This window comes from Rhizobium sp. CFBP 13644 (assembly GCF_014842165.1).
Lineage (GTDB): Bacteria > Pseudomonadota > Alphaproteobacteria > Rhizobiales > Rhizobiaceae > Agrobacterium > Agrobacterium tumefaciens_C.
Map to the genome: position 1 here is coordinate 249305 of NZ_JACYVF010000001.1, position 14411 is coordinate 263715.

Sequence of the window (14411 nt, forward strand, 5' to 3'; positions counted from 1 at the left end):
ATGTCTTATCCGTTTCTCAATATCCGAGCGGCGGGAGCGGCTCACGGGCCGGTTCGGCAGCGCGCATCGCATCCGTATCGTCTGTCTTCAACTCCTGAAAGGCGCGCCAAATGAGCACAGCCAGAAAGCAGAAAAAGCAGAAGGAAATGACGATGGCCGTGAGGATGAGGGCTTGCGGCAGCGGGTTTGCCGTACTTGCCGCCAGAACATCTTCGCCGGGGCCGATGATGGGCGGCACCTCGCGCGTCAGCCTGCCTGCGGTAAACAGCAGCAGATTGACTGCATTGCCCAGAATGGCGATGCCAATCAGCATTCTTACGCTGTGGCGCGACAGCATGAGATAGATGGCGACACTGAAGAAGATGCCGACGAGAACGGCGAAAATGGGCTCCATCAGTCACGCTCCCTTTCTTCCAGTGCCAGCGCAATGGATGTGAAGCCTCCGACCACGACCAGATAGACGCCGATATCGAAGGAGATGACGGTGGCAAGCGGCACTTCGACGCCAACAAGGCTGGGGAAGATCCAGATACCCGTCATGAAAGGCACAGACGAAAAAACCGAGATGATGCCGGACAGCGTGGCGATGAGAAGGCCGAAGCCCGCAATGGACAGCGGATGGAAGACGATGGCGCGGCGCACGCTTCTGACGCCGAAGGCAATGCCGTAGACAGCAAAGGCCGAGGCCGCAATCAACCCGCCAATGAAGCCACCGCCCGGTTCATTATGGCCGCGCAGCAGCACGAAGACGGAAAACAGCAGCATGAGCGCGGTGATGACGGGCGCGATGGTGCGGAAGATCAACGTGTTCATGCCCGGCCCTCCCCGGCTTTGGTGCCTGTTGCCGGTTTGGCGCGAATGCGGATCAAGGCAAGGATCGCAAGAGCCGTGATCATGACCACGGCGATTTCGCCCAGCGTATCGGTGCCACGGAAATCGACGATGATGACATTCACCACATTGTTGCCGTGGGCGATGATCTTGGAATAGGCGCTGAAGAACTCTGTGAGGCCGGTGTTGAAGGGCCGCTCGGTGGCTTTGAGCAACATCAGCGCAAAGCCCGTGCCGCAGGCAAGTGCAATCGTTCCATCCAGCAGTTTCTGGCCGCGATGGCGGTGATCGGACGGCGAAAGCCGCAACCGCGTCATGACGAGCGTGAGGATGACGACAGACAGCGTTTCCACCATGAACTGGGTGAAGGCCAGATCCGGTGCGCCAAACAGCAAAAACAGCACGGCCACGGCAAAGCCCTGAATCCCGAGCGCGACGATGGCCGTGAGGCGGCTGGCCGCCGTCAGCACCGCAATGAGGCCGATGATGGCTATGACGATGAAAGTGATTTCGTGCAGCAGCATATCTGTTGGCCAGCTCGGCATGGCTGGCAGTTCGCCATAGGCAAACAGCGGCACGAGCAGCACCAGCGCGATGATGGCGAAGGTAACGGTGACGTAGAATTCAAGCCTGCCCGGCTGAATGATGCGGGTAACATAAAAGGACAGCTTCACCAGCCCTGAGATGACGGCATCAAAGGCGCGGTCCGGCCCCGGACCTGCCGAGACCAGCGCCCGGTCCATGAGGCGTCGTGCGCGGGACAGATTGGTATAGACCACAACACCCAGCGCAACAGTCAGCAGCGAAAGGCCCAGCGGCACGCCGATATGCGGTATAAGCGACATGGTGACCGGACGCGGCGCACCTGCAATGGCCGTGGCCATGGGCGTGGAAACGAGAGCATGGAAGCCACCGGAAAACAGCGCAGCCAAAAGCCCGACCAGCGCCAGCACGGCGGGGCCAAGCCACAGCAAGACCGGGCCTTCATGCGCCTGTTTCGGTGTTTTTCGCGGCTTTCCAATGAAGGGTTTCAGCGCCACGGCAAAGGCGATGGCGAGCATCAGCGCATTGCCAATGATGGCGATGCCGGTGAACAGCAGTGCGCGTGGATTGGCATGCGCCAGCGCATAATAAATCTCTTCCTTGGCGAGAAAGCCGAGAAACGGTGGCAAACCGGCCATGGAGAGGGCAGCCGCCATGGCGGCGATGAAGGTGATAGGCATGGCGCGGCGAAGCCCGCCAAGCTTCGTCACATCCCGCGTTCCAGCCTCATGATCGATGATGCCGGCGACCATGAAGAGCGCGCCCTTGAACAGCGAATGGGCGACGAGATAAAGGACCGCCGCCTCGATGGCGTGTTCGGTGCCGATGCCGGTCAGCATGACGAGCAGGCCGAGCGATGAGACGGTCGTATAGGCCAGCATCAGCTTGAGATCGGTCTGACGGATGGCCAGAAACGCGCCGGTCAGCATAGTCAGCCCGCCGAAGAATGGCAGCAGGATTTCCCAGGCCGCCGTATCCCCCAGAACGGGATTAAGCCGCATCAACAAGTACACGCCCGCTTTGACCATGGTGGCGGAATGCAGATAGGCCGACACCGGCGTTGGCGCTTCCATGGCGTTGGGCAGCCAGAAGTGAAACGGAAATTGCGCCGATTTGGTAAAGGCACCGCCCAGCACCAGAAGCAATGTGGCGAAATAAAACGGGCTCTGGCGCAGCACATCATTGCCATGCACCAGAAGCGAAAGCTGCGTTGTGCCGCTGATATTCCAGATGAAGATGAGGCCCGCCAGCAGCGCCAGCCCACCGCCGCCGGTGACAACAAGCGCTTGCAAGGCAGCGCGGCGCGAAGCTTCACGCTTGTGATCGAAGCCGATGAGCAGGAAGGATGTGATCGAGGTGAGTTCCCAATAGACGAACAGCATCATCAGGCTATCCGACACCACCACGCCCAACATGGCCCCCATGAACAGCAGCAGAAACGCCAGAAAACGCCCCTGCTGCGGATGGCCTTTCATATAACCGCCCGCATAAAGCACGATAAGCGTGCCGATGCCGGTGATGAGCAGCGCAAAGGTCAGCGACAGGCCATCAATGAACCATGAGAAGCTGAGGTTGAAGCTGGGCACCCAGACATAGCCGCCCGTGATGACCTCACCGGCAGCGATTTCCGGCAGGAAGCTCAGGAAATGCGCGAAGGCGAGCGCCGGGGCGATAGCCAGAAGCCATGCAGCCCTGTGGCCCAACCGACCAACGGCCACGGGTGCACATAATGCCATGACAAATGGCAAAAACAGCACGAGGAATGTCATCGACGTGACATTGGCAATCATCTTGTCTCCCAGCCCTGCCGATGTTCACGGCCTTGTCATGTTGTCCTTTCAATTAGGCCATTAAGGGCATGCACCTCAACAGTTTTCGGCCAAACTGGCAGTAACAAGGTCTTTATCCCCAGCAACAGACGCATTGCCATCCTCCCCTCTTTTAACATTGAGCCCTCGACCCTATCTTGGGGACAAACGAAAGGATCTCCTGATGAGCGATCACCCAGCACCCAAAATAACCAAGTCCGATGCGCAGTGGCGCGAGGAACTGACGGCGGACCAATACCGGATTCTGCGCGAACACGGCACCGAGCGCCCGTTTACTGGCCCCTACTGGAACAGCACGGAAAAAGGCCTCTACCGCTGCGCTGCCTGCGATGAGCCGCTGTTCATCTCCGACACCAAGTTCGATGCCGGTTGCGGCTGGCCCAGCTATTTCGAGCCAGTCAAGGCTGACGCCGTGACGGAACATCGCGATACGGCTTTCGGCATGGTCCGCACGGAAATTCGCTGCGCCAATTGCGGCGGCCACCTCGGCCACGTGTTCCCGGATGGTCCACCCCCAACCGGTTTGCGCTACTGCATCAATGGACATTCCATGGTGTTTGAAGCGCAGGAGTAAGCGGATTTGAAATATGGAAAGGCCACGCGCCCCTAGGGGTGGCGTGGCCTTTTTCATGTCGGGCTCGCCTTAAGCGCCAGACGCGAATGCAAACCCCTCATCCGCCCAGCCGGTCATGCCGCCGATCATGATTTTGACCGGCCTGCCAAGGCGGGCGAGATTGAGCGCGGCGTGGTCGGCACCGTTGCAGTGCGGACCTGCGCAATAGGCGACGAACAGGGTATCGGCAGGCCACTCGGCCATGCGACGCTCGGTGATATCAGCATGACGCAGGTGTATCGCGCCAGGAATGTGCTTGCGGGCGAAGACTTCAGGCGAGCCGACGACGTGCAGCAGCACAAAGTCTTGGTCACCGCTGTTCATGCTGGTGAAAACATCCCAGCAATCGGTTTCCAGTGCCAGCAATCTTGAGAAATGTTCGATGGCCGCGCCTGAAGATGCGGCGGGAGTTTGCGATACGAGGCTCATGGGCGTCTCCTTTTGATGTCGATGGAGACAATTTAGCCTCGATAGAAAAGCACTGGCAGATGGCATGATTGCCATATATCATCAAGATCATGCCAAAACATCTGACCCCGCCCTCACTCAACCGCCTTGTTGTTGCGCTTGCCTATGACGGGCTGTGCACATTCGAATTCGGCGTTGCCGTTGAGATCTTCGGATTGGCGCGACCTGAGATGGGCGATGACTGGTATCGCTTTGCCGTGGCGGGCATTGATGATGGCGAGATGCGGGCCACAGGCGGCGTGCGTTTCCTTGTGGATGGCGGGCTGGAATTGATCGAGCAGGCGGGCACAATCATCGTGCCGGGCTGGCGCGGCATCCATGAGCCGGTGCCGGAAGCGCTCTGCGTGGCGCTGCGCAAGGCGCATGAAAACGGGACGCGGCTTCTTTCGCTTTGCTCTGGCGTTTTCGTGCTGGCTGCGGCGGGGCTTCTGGATGGACGACAGGCCACGACCCACTGGCGCTATACGGATGCGCTGAAGGCGCAGTTTGGCGAGATCGAGGTTCTGCCTGACGTACTCTATGTGGATGGCGGCACCGTGCTGACGGCTGCTGGAAGTGCGGCGGGCATCGACCTTTGTCTCCACCTCGTGCGCCGCGATTTCGGATCGAAGGCCGCCAATATGGTGGCGCGGCGGCTTGTCGTGGTGCCGCACCGCGATGGCGGACAGGCGCAGTTCATCGACAAGCCGGTGCCCGAGACCCATGAAAAGGCGCGGCTGGGGCCGCTGCTGGATGCTGTTCAGGCTGACCTTTGCCAGGATTATACCGTCGCAAAGCTGGCGCAGATGGCTGGCATGAGCAGCCGGACGCTGCTGCGCCGGTTTGAGGCTGCAACCGGCATGACTCCGGCGCGGTGGCTTTTGCTGCAAAGGCTTTCCAAGGCCAAGGACCTGCTGGAAGGCTCGAAAATGGGCATAGAGGACGTCGCGCAGACAAGCGGACTTGGCAGCGCCGCCAATCTGCGACACCACTTTCGCCAGCAATTTTCCATCACGCCTGTGGCCTATCGCGCCCGCTTCGGCACGAAAAGCCTAACGCCATTGGAAGCTTGAGTTCCATGCAGGTGAGGTCCAGCCAGCGGCCGAATTTTGTGCCGACTTCCGAGAAGCGCCCGGCAACGCGAAAGCCCAGCGATTCGTGGAGGCGTATGGAGGCGGTGTTCTCAGCTTCGATGGCGCCGATGAGGACGTGCACGTCATTGCCCTTGGCGTGCTCGATCAATGCCTGCATGAGCTGCTTGCCGGTGCCAGCACCACGTCCGTCCTTGTGGACATAGATGGAATGTTCGCGGGTGTGGCGATAGCCATCGAATGCGCGCCAATCGCCATAGGATGCGTAACCGACAACGGCCCCGTCCTTGATGGCGACGATGACCGGAAAGCCCCGGTCCTTGCGGGCTTTGAACCATTCCGTGCGGTTTTCAAGATCGACCAGAACATCGTTCCAGATCGCGGTCGTGTTCAGCACCGCGTCGTTGTAGATATCCATGATGGCGGGAAGATCGTTCAGGGTAGCGTCGCGGAGTTCTATCGTCATGCTTCATGCTCACTGCAAATCAAATGTTGCAGCAAGCATAGTGCATCTTCCGAGACTGTGCAGCGGTTTTACGCGACCGAAGGCGCCATGCTGAAACTGGTCATGACGGCCACATAATGCACCGCAGCCGCCGTGACCACAAAACCGTGCCAGATGGCATTCTGGAACCGCAGCCGCTCCCACACATGGAAAATCACGCCCATGGAATAAATGATGCCGCCGATGACGATGAGCCAGAGGCTGATGGGCGGCAGATGGTAGGACAGGCGATCCGCCACCATGACACCGCTCCAGCCCATGGCGAGATAGAGAGCGATGGTCAGCCGATCAAACCGGCCGGGAAAGAAGCATTTGAGCATGATGCCGGACAGCGCCGCCGCCCAGATGCCAGCCAGCGTGACGGCAATCATGGGGTCTTCGATGCCGCGCTGCAGAATGGGCGTGTAGGTCGCGGCAATGAGAATGAAAATGCCGGAATGATCCAGCCTGCGCAGCAGCCACTTCACATGGGAATGGGGCCAGATATTATAGGTAAACGAAATGGACAGACAGGCCACGAGACCCAGAGCATAGATCCAGACAGCAGCGATGGCGCTGAAGCTTCCCCACAGGGTGACGTAGAAGATCAGGGCCGTTGCGCCGATCAGCGCAAAGACGATGCCTACTCCGTGGACAATGCCATCAGCAACGATTTCTGGAAGGTCATAGCGGCGTCCAAAGCGCCATAGTTCACTCATGGTCTGTTCCCGAATAGAAAGTGAGCAGATCATGCAGCCAATATGAGACGGGAACAAGACCGGGCGTGCGAAAGGCGATCACTTTGCGTTCGCGCCTGTCGCAAAAGTAAGACTGGCAGGATGCCTGTAGCCTATCGGTCCACCAGAACCGAGCATTTGGCGTGGCGCACCACGCGGTCTGCAGTCGCGCCGATGAAATAATTGGTCATATCTGGCGTGTGCGAGGCGATGATGATGAGGTCCGCTTTCAAATCCGCAGCAGCCGCCAAAATCTCACGGGCGGCAGAGCCGTTGCGGACCTCGACTGAGCCGACAAAAGGCGACGTCTGCTGCAGGGCCGTCAGCCTTGCTTTGGCATCATCGATTGCATTTTCAATGATGTCGAGCGGCAGATCGATGGCCAGATAATTCGGGAGATCCTCGACCACATTCAGCAATATGATTTCGCCATCGCGGCCAAGCAATGCTTCGGCTTTCTTGAGGATCTTCTCGCCTTTTTCAACGGCGCTGAAATCAACCGGAACAAGAATTCTGTTATACATGTCTGTCTCCTGCATGTCAGATGCCCCTAGTCTACCCAATGAAGCGGAAGGCGTAATTGATCCGCGTCAAGCCAAACGCAGCTCATTGTCAACAATTAGTGCACACTCTTTCACCAAAAGGCCATCTTTCGTGAACGATGGAACGCGCGCATAGTGACCCTCAGACTGCCGCAGAGGCACAAGTTTCATGGGAGTGCAGGAGTTGGTTAAAGACGAGATGTTTGCATTGACGCGCCCTGCCTATGTGGGTCAGGCGCATCTTGTGGTGCAGGATCTGGCAGGCGTCTCGGCGTTTTACCAGAAGATCATCGGCCTATCGGTCATCGAGAAGACGGCAAGTGGCGAGGTTCTTGGCGCAGGCGACCAGCCGCTTTTGACGCTGACGACCGGCCACGGCACGACACGCGCACCCGCAAGTGCTGCTGGCCTGTTCCACACCGCATTTTTGATGCCGACCCGCAGCGATCTCGCTCTGTGGCTGACCCATGTTGCCAATAACAATGTGCCGCTTCAGGGCGCTTCCGACCATCTGGTCAGCGAAGCCATCTATCTGGCCGACCCGGAAGGAAACGGCATCGAAGTTTACCGGGACCGGACGCCGCAGGAATGGAGCTATCAGCCCGATGGCACTGTTTCCATGGCCACCAACCGGCTCGACCTTCAATCACTCTATGACAGCGCGCCGAAAGCCACATTCGCCAAGGCCCCTGACGGCACGGCCATTGGCCATATCCACTTGCAGGTGGGCGATATTCCGCAGGCCGATGCGTTCTACCAGAATGTCCTGGGCCTGAAGATCATGGCGCGCTATCCCGGCGCGAGCTTTTTCGGATCGGGCGCCTATCATCACCACGTGGCCGCCAATATCTGGAACAGCCGGGGTGCCGTAGCCCGCACAGGCAACATGACAGGTCTTTCCGGCTACTCCCTGAAATTCAACGAGAAAACGGCTCTGGACAGTGTCGTTGCCGCACTCGAAAAGCTTGAAATTTCCACCACGCGCCAGAGCGATGGCATTACGCTGAAAGACCCGTGGGGCATCGGCTTGACGCTTTCGGCGCAGGCTTAAGAACAGGGCGGAATGGCGCGTGTGGTTGTAGCCTCGCCATTCCACACTTAAATATTCTGAAACCTTGGAACCGGTGTTTAAGTCGAGCGTTCAACGCCCTGATGGGGGACTGCTTGATGAACGAACAGACGAAAATCAACCGGAAGATTGCTGAGCGAAACCTTATCTCTGCCGAGCATAAGGAGCTTTTGATGGGCGGGGCGATGGGTTCCGCGCAGGATGATGAGCGAAGCCAGCAGCCGCTGGGCCGTGAGGCGCTGGACGTAGCCGTTGCATGGTCCACCGTCGGCATTTTCGTCGTCATCATGATGGGTGTCATCCACTCGCTTTCCATCATTCTCATACCCGTTGTCATGGCCATTGTGGTGGGCATGATTCTGGGCGTGGCGGCCACCAAGCTGAACTCCTATGGCATTCCGGGTTTTGCCGTGGCGCTCATTCTCTCGTCAGCCGTTGCGCTGGTTTTCTTTCTGGTCATCAATTCGCTGATCGATCCGCTTTCGACGCTTGCGTCTGAAGGGCCAATGATCGTTGAAAAAGCCATCGACCGCTTCGTGCCCTATCTGCAAAGCCTGCGATGGCTGAATGTATCCTCCGCGACCTTCAGCCTGAACTCCATCTCGATGGAATCGCTGATTTCGCGCAGCGGCGATATTATTTCGGTGGTGGGGTCTAACATCACGCCCGCCATCGTGCAGGGCTTGATCTTCTTTGCGGCGCTTCTTCTGTTCCTTTATAGCCGCGTGCGCCTGCGCAAGGCCACCATCATGGCCTTTCCGCAGCGCCACCAGCGTCTGCGCACCATCCGCACCATCGCCTCCATCGAGCAGGTTCTGAGCTCCTACTTTGCCACGGCGTCGATGATGTATGCGGGCCTTGGTGTGAGCATGGTTATCATCGCTTATGCCGGTGGGCTGGCCATGCCGTTTTTGTGGGGGCTGTTTGCGTTTCTCTCCAGCTTCGTGCCCTTCCTCGGCATCACTGCCATGACGCTGGCTTTGACGGTTGGCGGCATTCTGACGCATGACAGCCTGATCCTCGGGCTGTTGCCCGCCATTGTCTTCTTCACCATTCACCTTTTGATGGAAAATCTGGCTTTTCCGGCGGTGGTGGGCAAGAATATGGAGATCAATCCGTTTCTGGTCTTCGTCGCCATCATCTTCTGGACATGGATGTGGGGCGCTGCCGGTGCCATGCTGGCCCTGCCGCTTTCGCTGATCGGCATGACGGTTGCGCGTGAGCTGTTCCCATCGCGCCGGGTCGTGCCGAACCTGCCGTCCTGATTACATGATCAGTTCGATGGTGGGTGGAAGGCGGAGTCATCCAGCCGGGTGAAGATGACGCCTCGGGCTTTGAGCGCCAGAAGACCCTTCACCACGCCCTCGCCTGCTTCATGGGTGGGCTGGTTGATGTGGGAAATGATGACATCACCATCCCTGGCAGCGGCGATGTGTTTTGCCGTCGTGCCCGCGCCCAAAAGTGAGCCGCCATCGCCATTGATGGAAAAGCCTGCCACGCGTTCTCCCAACTGGTTGATGGTTGCCATGGAAGTGCGGGTGTATTTGGCGGTTGCGCCGCGAAACCATTGCGGCTGATGGCCAGTGGCAGCGGCGATGGCCCGCATGCCGCCTTCCACTTCCTGCTGCACGGCTTCCGTGGAGCCCGCGGCTGCGATGCCATAGATCAGCGTGGGCCTGTCCACCGCCGGAATGTGGTTTTCGCCGTGGTTTTCCAGCTCGAAAAGATCAGGGTGATCCAGCATGATGGCTAGCGCCTGTGGATTGTTACGCAACCAGCGGGCCGTGACGAAGATGGTCGCGGGGATTTTCTCTGTCACCAGCGTATCGAGAATCCGGAAATCCGTCTTGCCCATGCAAGCATCCAGCGTCACCGCCACGCGAACGGCATTGCCCTTGGCCGTCTGCATTTTCAGCGTCGGTTCCATCAGCCCATCGCCTGCGAAAGCGCAGGTTGCAGCGGAGGCCATCAGCACAGTGATGGCGATTGTCTTCAGCATATCAGGCGCTTTCTTCGATCACGAGCCAGAAGCCATTCTGCCCGCAACGCGCCGGAATTATGGCGCGGAGGCCGATGGCTAATCCAGCTCCGCAAGCTTGGCAAGTGCTGCTTCCACGCGCGCGCAAGCGCTGACATCGGGCGGCATGATTGGAAGGGGTGGCTGGCGTTGGGTCAGCGACAGGAGATTGGCCGCCGCATACATGACGCGGAAACTGCCCAGTTCCTGAAACAGTGACCAGAAGGGCTGGAAGTGCTCTTCGATGCGCTGAACCTCTGCCGCATCCCCCGCTTGCGCTGCGCGCGCCAGGCGCAGACTGGGTTCTGGCAACAGACCGCCAATGACGCTGTACCAAGCATCTGCACCTTGCAGCAGAGCTTGGGATGAGCCCCAGTCTCCGCTGTAGCCGATGGAAAAGCCATCACCCAGCCGTGGGCGCAGGCGCTCCAGTTCAGCCTTGAAGGCTATGTCTGCTGGCAGCGGCATTTTGATGGCGCAGATATTGGGAATATAGGCAAGCCGCACCAGCAGCTCGTCACCGAAGGAAAACTTCGTCGTGGTCGGATTGTTGTAGATGCAGAGCGGCAGGCTGGTTGAACCAGCCACCGCTGCGACATGATAATAGGCTTCTTCCTGCGTCAATGGGGTGTAGGACACGGGTGCCAGCAGCAGGGCATCGGCACCGGCGGCCTCGGCGTCCTTTGCCAGCGCCACGGACTGATCGGTGCGCAACGCGCCGACACCCACGAGCAGCGGCCGCTTGCCTTTCAGGATCTCCGCAGCCGCCTGGACGGCGCGAAGGCGCTCTGTACGGGAGAGATAGGCATAGCTTCCAGTGCTGCCAAGAAGGCCAATGGAATCGACCCCGGCTGCATCCAGCCGCTCGATCAGCATTGACAGCGCCTCGACATCGACAACCCCGTCGTCATCCGTCGGTGTCAGTGGAAACGCAGAAAGCCCTTGAAATCGTACAGTCACGAACACCTCCCCCAATGCCTTAAGGGAAAATGATTATGCCGCAAAACCGCAGGCTGCAATATCAATCATAGAGATAATGCTTGGCCCATTGTTCCTCAGGGACTTTTTCGCCAACCTTGTAGTTAAAGTCGCGGATGCCAAGGGTTGAAGGCGTGATCTGACACTTGTAGCGCAGGCGGTACCACTCACCGCCGCTTCGGAACACGGCACCTGCGGCCTTGATGCTATCTGAGGTCACATCCGGGTCGCCAAAGGCGTAGGCGATGACCTTGTCGGGCTTCATGCCCTTCTGTTCGCTGGCAATCCGCTCCATCGCTTCGATATCGCAACGCTGCTCAAGGCGTTCTTCGGGTGCCAGCACGTTCAACTGGCGCAGAATATTGGCATCGATGGCAAGCGCTGGCGCCGCCATGGGCACGGATATCAGGGCTGCGAGAAGGGCAACGGGCGTAAGCTTATGCATGGGGTCCTGTCGAGCTTGTCGTTTCTTCTTTTTCTGATTCGCGGAGCAATTCCACGCGGCGACCTCCACAGGACGGATGTGTCAGATTTGCGATCCGGTTCAAAAATGTGAGGGAAAAGCGATCAACTTTTGGCGAACGCACGCGCTGCCCTTTCGGTTTTCCACCTTGATACACACCAGCCCGCGCTCTACATCTTGGTATACACGCAGACCGATTTTCCATGAAAGCGAGTAACTCTTGTCCATTTTCAAAAATCTGCCCGCAGCGCCCGTTGCCGCGAAGAAACCATTGAGTGACACGCATCACGACATTACCCGCACGGATGATTACGCCTGGTTTCGGGCTGATAACTGGCAGGCGATGTTCAAGGACCCGACGCTGCTGGACCCTGAGATTCGCACCCATCTGGAGGCAGAAAACGCCTATATGGAAGCGGCCATGGCCGATACCAAGCCGCTTCAGGACACGCTGTTCGAAGAGATGAAAGGTCGCATCAAGCAGGATGATTCCTCCGTGCCGGTCAATGACGGCCCCTTTGCCTATGGCACGCTTTTCGTGACGGGTGGCGAGCAGCCGCATTATTTCCGCACGCCGCGCGGTGGCGGCGACAAGCACGTGCTGCTGGACGGCGACAAGGAAGCCCACGGCAAGGATTATTTCCGTCTGGGTGGCCTGGACCAATCCAGCGACCACAGCCGTGGCATCTGGGGCTATGACGACAAGGGTTCCGAATATTACACGCTGCGCATTCGTGAGTTGGAAACCGGCGAAGACTTGGCTGACATCATCGAAAATACAGCTGGTGGCGGTGCCTGGGCACCTGATGGAAAGAGCTTCTTCTATTCCCTGCAGGACGAGAACCACCGCCCGTCCAAGGTCTTCCACCACATTATCGGTCAGCCGCAATCATCAGACCGTCTGGTGTACGAAGAGAAAGATCCCGGTTTCTTCATGGGCGTCGGCGCATCTGTGCTGGATGACTTCATTTTCATCGACATCCACGACCATGAAACCAGCGAATACCGCCTTCTTTCCACCAAGGATTTGACCGCTGAACCGCAGATCGTGGCAGAGCGCGAAGAGGGTATCGAGTATTCGCTGTGTGAAGGCGGCGATGTTTTCTACATTCTGACCAATGATGGCGATGCCAAAGATTTCCGCATCTGCCAGACGCCGGTGACGGCACCGGGCAAGGAAAACTGGACGGAAGTCGTGCCGCATGAGCCGGGCCGCCTGATCCTCTCCATCGATGCCTATGCGCGCCACCTCATCTGGCTGGAGCGTCGCGATGGCCTGCCGCGCCTCGTCATCCGTGACCGGACCAGCGGTGAGGAGCACAGCGTTGCCTTTGACGAAGAAGCCTATTCGCTGGGCCTGCATGGTGCCGCTGAATACGACACCAATGTCATCCGTTTCAGCTATTCCTCGATGACCACGCCAAGCCAGCTGTTCGATTACGACATGGTGACGCGCGAACGCACGCTTTTGAAAACGCAGGAAGTGCCATCGGGCCATAATCCTGACGATTACGTCACACGCCGCATCATGGCCCCTTCGCATGATGGCGCGCTGGTGCCGGTCTCCCTGCTTTACCGCAAGGATACGCCGCTTGATGGTTCTGCCCCATGCCTGCTCTATGGTTACGGTGCCTATGGCATGTCCATTCCGGCATCGTTTAGCACCAACAATCTGTCGCTGGCCGATCGCGGCTTTATCTATGCCATTGCCCATATCCGTGGCGGCAAGGACAAGGGCTTCGAGTGGTATGAAAACGGCAAGATGGAGCACAAGGAGAACACCTTCAAAGACTTCATTGCCGCTGCTGACCATCTGGTGAAGGAAGGCTTCACCGCCTATAGCGGCATTGTGGCCGAAGGCGGCTCTGCTGGCGGCATGCTGATGGGCGCGGTTGCCAATATGGCACCGGAGAAATTCGCAGGCATCATCGCCGCTGTTCCCTTTGTCGATGTTCTCACCACCATGCTGGACGACACATTGCCGCTGACGCCGCCGGAATGGCCTGAATGGGGCAACCCGCTGGAGTCGGAAGAAGAGTATCGCTGGATTGCAGCCTATAGCCCCTACGACAATGTGGTGCAGAAGCCCTACCCGCCGCTTCTGGCGATTTCCGGCCTGACCGACCCGCGCGTGACCTATTGGGAGCCGACAAAATGGGTGGCAAAGCTACGTGAACACACGACGGGTGAAGCCCCTATTCTGCTCAAAACCAACATGGCGGCTGGCCATGGCGGAAAGTCCGGTCGCTTCCAGCGGCTGGAAGAGATTGCCTTTGAATATGCGTTCGCGCTGAAGGTGGCTGGCAAGGCTGCTACTTGACGTTTACGTTTAGTCGGGATGCTCGGGCACGTCCCGGGCATCTGCGACGTTGCATTCTTTGCGACGTGGTTAGATCCTCGGGACAAGCCCGAGGATGACGGCTGGGTGTTTTGCACTTGTTCCGGGCAAGAGCTGCCATTTGAAGCCGGACGCCTACCGTCGTCATGCTCGGGCTTGACCCGAGCATCTAACCACGTGGAGTCTTGGCAGATGTTCTGAAATGACTGACTCAGGATGGAATTCGGAGAAAAATACCCGTTGAAATGACTTTTTTGAGATTTTTTTCCACAAAAAATCGACGCCATCGCTACTTGCAATATATATTTGTCATTAATTGAATTTTCATTTTTTATGCAGTTAAGCCGCCATTTAAAACAGTAAACGGCAAACCATCCGAAGTATTACAGAATCACAGAAATGGTTCCGCGACGCCGCGCATGGCTGCGA

At 58.2% G+C, this 14411-nt stretch carries 15 protein-coding genes; 5 read left to right on the top strand and 10 right to left on the bottom strand.

Translation table 11 applies throughout. The annotated features are described in order from the left end of the window. Window positions 1-16 precede the first annotated feature (16 nt). From IFT53_RS01215 to IFT53_RS01225, 3 genes are read right to left on the bottom strand one after another with little or no spacing between them, the layout of a single operon-like run. The gene (locus tag IFT53_RS01215; protein WP_192063637.1) at window positions 17-394 is read right to left on the bottom strand and encodes a Na+/H+ antiporter subunit C; all 378 of its coding nucleotides are present in this window, start codon (window positions 392-394) and stop codon (window positions 17-19) included. Beyond that, window positions 394-813 (bottom strand): Na+/H+ antiporter subunit B, encoded by a 420-nt coding sequence (locus IFT53_RS01220; protein WP_042618289.1) that lies wholly within the window; start codon window positions 811-813, stop codon window positions 394-396. The genes IFT53_RS01215 and IFT53_RS01220 overlap by 1 nt, the downstream gene beginning before the upstream one ends. Then, the gene (locus tag IFT53_RS01225; protein ID WP_192063636.1) at window positions 810-3164 is read right to left on the bottom strand and encodes a putative monovalent cation/H+ antiporter subunit A; all 2355 of its coding nucleotides are present in this window, start codon (window positions 3162-3164) and stop codon (window positions 810-812) included. The genes IFT53_RS01220 and IFT53_RS01225 overlap by 4 nt, the downstream gene beginning before the upstream one ends. A 202-nt stretch (window positions 3165-3366) precedes the next feature. On the opposite strand from IFT53_RS01225, the gene msrB reads away from it, so the two are divergent. Continuing rightward, entirely contained in the window at window positions 3367-3777 is a 411-nt protein-coding gene (gene msrB / locus IFT53_RS01230) for a peptide-methionine (R)-S-oxide reductase MsrB (protein WP_192063635.1), read from the top strand. 69 nt (window positions 3778-3846) lie between these two features. Here msrB and IFT53_RS01235 read toward each other — a convergent pair whose 3' ends face one another. Then, on the bottom strand, window positions 3847-4245 hold the full coding sequence (locus IFT53_RS01235) for a rhodanese-like domain-containing protein (protein WP_192063634.1): 399 nt from the start codon (window positions 4243-4245) through the stop codon (window positions 3847-3849). A gap of 89 nt (window positions 4246-4334) precedes the next feature. On the opposite strand from IFT53_RS01235, the gene ftrA reads away from it, so the two are divergent. Beyond that, a complete protein-coding gene (gene ftrA / locus IFT53_RS01240; protein WP_192063869.1) occupies window positions 4335-5336 on the top strand; it encodes a transcriptional regulator FtrA in 1002 nt (333 codons plus the stop codon). On the opposite strand, the gene IFT53_RS01245 is transcribed toward ftrA, so the two are convergent. From IFT53_RS01245 to IFT53_RS01255, 3 genes are all read right to left on the bottom strand, one after another. Beyond that, a complete protein-coding gene (locus IFT53_RS01245; protein WP_192063633.1) occupies window positions 5275-5820 on the bottom strand; it encodes a GNAT family N-acetyltransferase in 546 nt (181 codons plus the stop codon). The two genes, ftrA and IFT53_RS01245, sit on opposite strands and share 62 nt — an antisense overlap. A gap of 68 nt (window positions 5821-5888) precedes the next feature. Continuing rightward, a complete protein-coding gene (gene trhA / locus IFT53_RS01250) occupies window positions 5889-6557 on the bottom strand; it encodes a PAQR family membrane homeostasis protein TrhA (RefSeq protein WP_042618284.1) in 669 nt (222 codons plus the stop codon). Window positions 6558-6688: 131 nt separating this feature from the next. Further along, on the bottom strand, window positions 6689-7099 hold the full coding sequence (locus tag IFT53_RS01255; protein WP_192063632.1) for a universal stress protein: 411 nt from the start codon (window positions 7097-7099) through the stop codon (window positions 6689-6691). Window positions 7100-7286: 187 nt separating this feature from the next. Here IFT53_RS01255 and IFT53_RS01260 point away from each other — a divergent pair, with 187 nt between their 5' ends. Together IFT53_RS01260 and IFT53_RS01265 are read left to right on the top strand one after the other, a co-directional pair. Further along, on the top strand, window positions 7287-8168 hold the full coding sequence (locus IFT53_RS01260) for a VOC family protein (RefSeq protein WP_192063631.1): 882 nt from the start codon (window positions 7287-7289) through the stop codon (window positions 8166-8168). A 116-nt stretch (window positions 8169-8284) separates the two neighbouring features. Beyond that, window positions 8285-9451: an AI-2E family transporter gene (locus IFT53_RS01265; protein WP_042618282.1), complete on the top strand. Its 1167-nt coding sequence runs from the start codon at window positions 8285-8287 to the stop codon at window positions 9449-9451. Between the two features lie 8 nt (window positions 9452-9459). Here the strand turns inward: IFT53_RS01265 and IFT53_RS01270 are convergent, their stop codons facing one another. The 3 genes from IFT53_RS01270 to IFT53_RS01280 all read right to left on the bottom strand — a co-directional run bounded on the left by IFT53_RS01270 (window position 9460) and on the right by IFT53_RS01280 (window position 11626). Beyond that, window positions 9460-10185 carry a polysaccharide deacetylase family protein gene (locus tag IFT53_RS01270; RefSeq protein WP_192063630.1) on the bottom strand — a complete coding sequence of 242 codons (726 nt, stop codon included), beginning with the start codon at window positions 10183-10185 and terminating at the stop codon, window positions 9460-9462. A gap of 78 nt (window positions 10186-10263) precedes the next feature. Further along, window positions 10264-11163, bottom strand: coding sequence for a dihydrodipicolinate synthase family protein (locus tag IFT53_RS01275; RefSeq protein WP_192063629.1), 900 nt, complete (start codon window positions 11161-11163; stop codon window positions 10264-10266). Window positions 11164-11224: 61 nt separating this feature from the next. Beyond that, entirely contained in the window at window positions 11225-11626 is a 402-nt protein-coding gene (locus IFT53_RS01280) for a DUF930 domain-containing protein (RefSeq protein ID WP_192063628.1), read from the bottom strand. Between the two features lie 238 nt (window positions 11627-11864). Between IFT53_RS01280 and IFT53_RS01285 the strand changes: the two genes are divergently transcribed. Further along, the gene (locus tag IFT53_RS01285) at window positions 11865-13964 is read left to right on the top strand and encodes a S9 family peptidase (protein ID WP_192063627.1); all 2100 of its coding nucleotides are present in this window, start codon (window positions 11865-11867) and stop codon (window positions 13962-13964) included. Window positions 13965-14411 lie beyond the last annotated feature (447 nt).

Coding starts and splice junctions, on each gene's coding strand:
- IFT53_RS01245 (WP_192063633.1), bottom strand. CDS start 5,820: ATGACGATAGAACTCCGCGACGCTACCCTGAACGATCTTCCCGCCATC.
- trhA (WP_042618284.1), bottom strand. CDS start 6,557: ATGAGTGAACTATGGCGCTTTGGACGCCGCTATGACCTTCCAGAAATC.
- ftrA (WP_192063869.1), top strand. CDS start 4,335: ATGCCAAAACATCTGACCCCGCCCTCACTCAACCGCCTTGTTGTTGCG.
- IFT53_RS01260 (WP_192063631.1), top strand. CDS start 7,287: ATGGGAGTGCAGGAGTTGGTTAAAGACGAGATGTTTGCATTGACGCGC.
- IFT53_RS01220 (WP_042618289.1), bottom strand. CDS start 813: ATGAACACGTTGATCTTCCGCACCATCGCGCCCGTCATCACCGCGCTC.
- IFT53_RS01255 (WP_192063632.1), bottom strand. CDS start 7,099: ATGTATAACAGAATTCTTGTTCCGGTTGATTTCAGCGCCGTTGAAAAA.
- IFT53_RS01235 (WP_192063634.1), bottom strand. CDS start 4,245: ATGAGCCTCGTATCGCAAACTCCCGCCGCATCTTCAGGCGCGGCCATC.
- msrB (WP_192063635.1), top strand. CDS start 3,367: ATGAGCGATCACCCAGCACCCAAAATAACCAAGTCCGATGCGCAGTGG.
- IFT53_RS01265 (WP_042618282.1), top strand. CDS start 8,285: ATGAACGAACAGACGAAAATCAACCGGAAGATTGCTGAGCGAAACCTT.
- IFT53_RS01280 (WP_192063628.1), bottom strand. CDS start 11,626: ATGCATAAGCTTACGCCCGTTGCCCTTCTCGCAGCCCTGATATCCGTG.
- IFT53_RS01225 (WP_192063636.1), bottom strand. CDS start 3,164: ATGATTGCCAATGTCACGTCGATGACATTCCTCGTGCTGTTTTTGCCA.
- IFT53_RS01270 (WP_192063630.1), bottom strand. CDS start 10,185: ATGCTGAAGACAATCGCCATCACTGTGCTGATGGCCTCCGCTGCAACC.
- IFT53_RS01215 (WP_192063637.1), bottom strand. CDS start 394: ATGGAGCCCATTTTCGCCGTTCTCGTCGGCATCTTCTTCAGTGTCGCC.